At 74.2% G+C, this 4303-nt stretch carries 4 protein-coding genes; 1 reads left to right on the top strand and 3 read right to left on the bottom strand.

Translation table 11 applies throughout. From position 1 onward, the window contains the following. Positions 1 to 97: 97 nt before the first annotated feature. Both ABD323_RS39675 and ABD323_RS39670 read right to left on the bottom strand, forming a co-directional pair. A complete protein-coding gene (locus ABD323_RS39675) occupies positions 98 to 1369 on the bottom strand; it encodes an MFS transporter (protein WP_344446972.1) in 1272 nt (423 codons plus the stop codon). After that, positions 1366 to 2286, bottom strand: coding sequence for a pirin family protein (locus ABD323_RS39670; RefSeq protein ID WP_344446971.1), 921 nt, complete (start codon positions 2284 to 2286; stop codon positions 1366 to 1368). The genes ABD323_RS39675 and ABD323_RS39670 overlap by 4 nt, the downstream gene beginning before the upstream one ends. A gap of 176 nt (positions 2287 to 2462) precedes the next feature. On the opposite strand from ABD323_RS39670, the gene ABD323_RS39665 reads away from it, so the two are divergent. Beyond that, on the top strand, positions 2463 to 3056 hold the full coding sequence (locus ABD323_RS39665) for an NADPH-dependent FMN reductase (protein ID WP_344446969.1): 594 nt from the start codon (positions 2463 to 2465) through the stop codon (positions 3054 to 3056). 133 nt (positions 3057 to 3189) lie between these two features. Here ABD323_RS39665 and ABD323_RS39660 read toward each other — a convergent pair. After that, the coding region (locus ABD323_RS39660) for an LCP family protein (RefSeq protein ID WP_344446968.1) at positions 3190 to 4303 on the bottom strand (1114 nt) is incomplete at its 5' end.

Here is a 4303-nt window from a genome sequence, read left to right as displayed (position 1 = left end):
CGGTCTGCTCCTCGCGGGGGTCGAGTGAGGTGGTGCGGGGCGGCGGGCCGAGGGGGTGACGGGGCCGGCTCCCGCACGGAGAAAGGGGACGAAAGCCTCAGTATATGAACTGAACCGTTCGGTGCGCCACGGCGGCGAGCTGCGGCCCTAGCGAGGCGCCGAGCAGGAAGACCAGGTTGAACAGGGCGATCGCCTCCGCACGGCGTGGCCCGGGTGCGTCGCTCGCGGCGACACCGGTCAGCACGCCCTGCCCGGACGCGGTGACGAAGGCGCTGAGCCCCGTCCCCAGCAGCACGCCCGGTGCCCAGGGGCTGGCCGAGGCCAGCAGGAGCGCGCCGAGCGAGCCGCCGGCCAGCACCACGCCCGTCCGGCGCGCGCCCAGGCGCCCTGCGGCCCGCACCAGGACCCAGGAGAGCAGCGCGCCGGCCAGGGCGACGAGCGAGGCCACGGCGCCGGTCTGCACGGGGGCCCAGCCGGTGAGGTGGGCGGCGCGCCGGGGAGCGCCGTAGACCAGGGCGAAGTTCACGGTGGAGAGCAGCAGCATCAGCGCGGCGGCCAGCCGGAAGCGGCGGCCGGTAAGCGGGGCGAGGGCCGGCAGCCGGCGCACTCCGCTCGCCTTCCGCGCGACCTCGGTCCCGTGCGGCACGTCGGCCGCCGGGAGCGTCGGCAGGAGTGCCGGCAGCAGGAGCAGGCTGAACACCGGCAGCACCAGCGCCGCCTGCCAGCCGATCAACTGCGCCACCGCCGCTCCGACGAACAGCCCGGCGGTGCCGCCGGCCGCGCTGCCGATGGCGACCAGTCCGGCGGCCCGCCCGGTCCGGTCCCGGCCGGCGAGCTGGAAGGCCGCGGTGTTGAAGCCGGCCGCGCCGATCGCCTCCGTCGCGCGCCCCACGATCAGCAGCGGCAGGCCGTGGCCGGCGAGCGTCAGCACCACACCCAGCGCCAGCAGGACGCCCGAGACGGTCAGCAGTGGTCGCACGCCGCGCCGGCCGGCGGTGCCGGCCAGCAAGGGAGTGCCCACCAGCATGCCGAGCGTGTAGGCGGTCATCACCCAGGCCACCGGGGCCGAGCCGATCCGCAGGTCGTGGGCGATCGCGGGCAAGGTGAGGCTGGGGCCGGAGATCCCGGCCGCGGCCGGCGCGGCGAGGGCGGCCAGCAGCACCCCGGACCGCCGCCGCTCCGGTGCACCCCGCCCGTCCCGGGGGCCGGGCGAGGCGGACCGGCCCTGCGCGGACCGCGTCCCCGTCGGGCGACCGTCCGGACCGCCCACGCCGGCGCCACCGTCGGCGCTGCCGCCACCGTCACCGCGCCGCACGCCCGCGGCGGAGCGCGCCGCCTCCACCGCGGCCGGGAGCATCACGGTGCTCACGACGTGCTCCGGCCCAGCCGGCCGGCCGCGAAGTCCGCCTGCGCCTGGCGGAGTTCCTCGACGGTGTTCATCACGAACGGTCCGCCGCGGGCCACCGGCTCGCCGATCGGCTCGCCCGCCAGGACCAGTACCTCGGCCGCGTCGCCGGGCGCCGTCACCACGATCCGCTCACCGTCCTGGGCGAGCACCGCGAGCCGGCCGTCCGCCAGTGCGGCGGCCGGCACGGCGGCGGCGCCGGAGAGCACGTAGACGGCGGCGTTGTGATGGGCCGGGACGGTGAACTCGGCGCGCCCGCCGGCCGCCAGCCGGGCGTGCACCAGCAGGACCGGAAGGTGGGTGTCGAACGGCCCGGTCACCCCGTGGGTGCTGCCGGCGATCACCGTCAACTCGCCGCCGTCGCCGGTGGGGACCGTCGGGATGGTCCCCGGCCCGTGGTTCTGGGTGTGCGGCGGCAGGCCCTTGAGCCGGGCGGGGAGGTTCACCCAGATCTGCACCAGGTGCTGCCGGCCGCCTCGTTCGAGCAACTCGGCGGAGGGCATGTTGGAGTGCACGATGCCGGCGCCGGCGGTGAGCCACTGCACGTCACCGGGGCCCGTGACACCGCGGTGGCCGGCCGAGTCGGCGTACTCCATGGCGCCCTCGATGACGTAGGAGACGGCCTCGAACCCGCGGTGCGGGTGGTCCGGGGCGCCCTTGGCCTCGCCGGGGGCCAGGAGCAGCGGGCCGGTCTGGTCGATCATCAGGAACGGGTCCAGGAAGGGCAGTTCGGGAACCGGGAAGGGGCGGCGGACCGGGAACCCGGCGCCCTCCAGGGTGTGCACGGGGTCGATCACCTCGACCGTCGAGCGGGTCGAGGGGGTGGGCCGGGTCCCGGCGGGGGCGGCGGTGGCAGTGGCGGTACCGGTGGTCGTCGTCATGGGCTTGAGTGAACTAGACGATTCAGTTCACTGTCAAGACTGAACTGTCTGGTTGACGACATGAACTGAACGGTTTAGCTTGTTCGGCGTCAGGCCACTCGGCCCGCCGGCCCGGCCGCCCTACGGCGCCGTCCGTCCCGCGGCGCCCGCCACCCGTATGCGAGGAGCACCCCGTCATGAGCGTTTCCAGGATCCTGGCCATCTCCGGCTCGCTGCGCGCCGACTCGCACAACACGCAGCTCCTGCGCGCCGCACGGAAGTTCGCCCCGGCGGCCCTGGAGATCGAGATCTACGACGGCCTGCGCGAGATCCCGCCCTACGACCAGGACCTCGACCACCCGGACCGCCGCCCGGCCGTCGTCGAGGCGCTGCGCCGCGCCATCACGGAGGCGGACGGCCTGCTCATCGCCACGCCGGAGTTCAACTACTCGGTGCCGGGCGTGCTGAAGAACGCGCTCGACTGGGTGAGCACCGACTGGACCAAGGCCGAGGGGGTGCCGCTCTCCCGCAAGCCGATCGCCATCATGGGCGCGGCGCCGACCAACTTCGGCTCGGTGCGGGCCCAGTTGGCGCTGCGACAGATCTTCGTCTGGACCGACAGCGACGTGGTGGTCAAGCCCGAGCTGGTCGCCTTCCGCTCGCACGAGCGGTTCGACGCGCAGGGCGACCTGACCGACGAGGGCACCATCACCATCCTGCGCGGGCTGCTGGCCGCGTTGCAGGGCCGGATCGAGGACGCCCGGGCCCTGCGCTCCGCCCGGCCGTCCTGAGGCGTCCGCCCGCGCGGGCGGACCACGCAGGCGCGGGGCCGGCGTACTCGCCGGCCCCGCGCCCGTGGGTGATCCGTCCGTCTCCGTCGTCCGGTCCCGGAGCGGCCTCAGGAGAGGGGCCCGGGAGGGGGACTCAGGACGGGACCGGAGTGTCGTTCTTGATCGCCTCGAAGACCTGCTTGGACTTCGTCGGGTCCCACTTCACCGCCGACTCGCCGCTCGCCGTGCGGTAGTCCGGGTTGCCGATCGGGATGGTGATGCTCTTCCCGTCGCCGCTGGTGACGCCCTTCATCGCCTCGAAGAGGGTGGCCAGGTCGGTCAGCCCGGCGTCGTTGTCGACGATCAGGGTGTCCAGGCCGGAGCCGATCAGCGGGTAGAGCGTGAAGGGGTCCAGCAGGGTGGCGGGGGAGGCCGCCTGGTGGGCCAGCGCGCTGAGGAACTTCTGCTGGTTGCGCATCCGGCCCAGGTCCTGGTCGGCCATCTGGTGGCGCTCGCGCACGAAGGCGAGCGACTGCTGGCCGTTCAGGGTCTGGCAGCCGGCCTTGAGGTTCAGGCCGGAGTCCTGGTCCTGGATGTCCTTCTCGATGCACATGTCGACGCCGCCGACCGAGTTCACGATGCCGACGAAGCCGGCGAACCCGATCTCCGCGTAGTGGTCGATGTGGATGCCGGTGTTGGTCTCCACGGTGCGCACCAGCAACTGGGCGCCGCCGTTGTTGAAGGCCGCGTTGATCTTCGAGGTGGTGGCGGGGATGTTCTTCCCGCTGCCGGAGGTGTCCTGGTGGGCCGGGATCGGCACCCAGGAGTCGCGCGGGATGCTCATCAGCGTGTTCCCGTGGTCACCGATGTGCAGGATCATCATCGAGTCGCTGCGCTTGCCGGTGTCCGAGCCGGTGTGCAGGTCCTGCTTCTCGGTGTCGCTCAGGCCGTCGCGGCTGTCCGAGCCGACGATCAGCCAGTTGGTGCCCTTGCCGGCGGCCGGACGCCCGTCGTAGCCGACCAGGACGTTCTCGTGGTGCAGCCGGGAGTCGGCCCAGAAGTAGGTGCCGACGACGGTGGCCAGCAGCGCGCCGACCAGCCCGAGGGCGACGTACTTGATCTTGCGGCGGCGCGGCCAGCGGGACCGGGCGACCGGACGCGTGGTCGGCGCACCGGGACCACCGGGGCCGCCGGGCCCGCCCGGGGCACCGGGGCGGGGCGGGCCGCCGGGCCCTGCCGGGCGCGCCGGACCGTCCGGCTCGCCGGGG

It is taken from the genome of Kitasatospora nipponensis (assembly GCF_039528135.1).
In the GTDB taxonomy this organism is placed as follows: Bacteria; Actinomycetota; Actinomycetes; order Streptomycetales; family Streptomycetaceae; genus Kitasatospora; species Kitasatospora nipponensis.
Note: the sequence above shows the minus strand (reverse complement) of the source record. Positions and strands in the feature narration are given on the sequence as shown.

What these genes read in the sequence shown, in the direction of transcription:
- ABD323_RS39670 (WP_344446971.1), bottom strand. Translation starts at nt 2,286, where the DNA reads ATGACGACGACCACCGGTACCGCCACTGCCACCGCCGCCCCCGCCGGG.
- ABD323_RS39665 (WP_344446969.1), top strand. Translation starts at nt 2,463, where the DNA reads ATGAGCGTTTCCAGGATCCTGGCCATCTCCGGCTCGCTGCGCGCCGAC.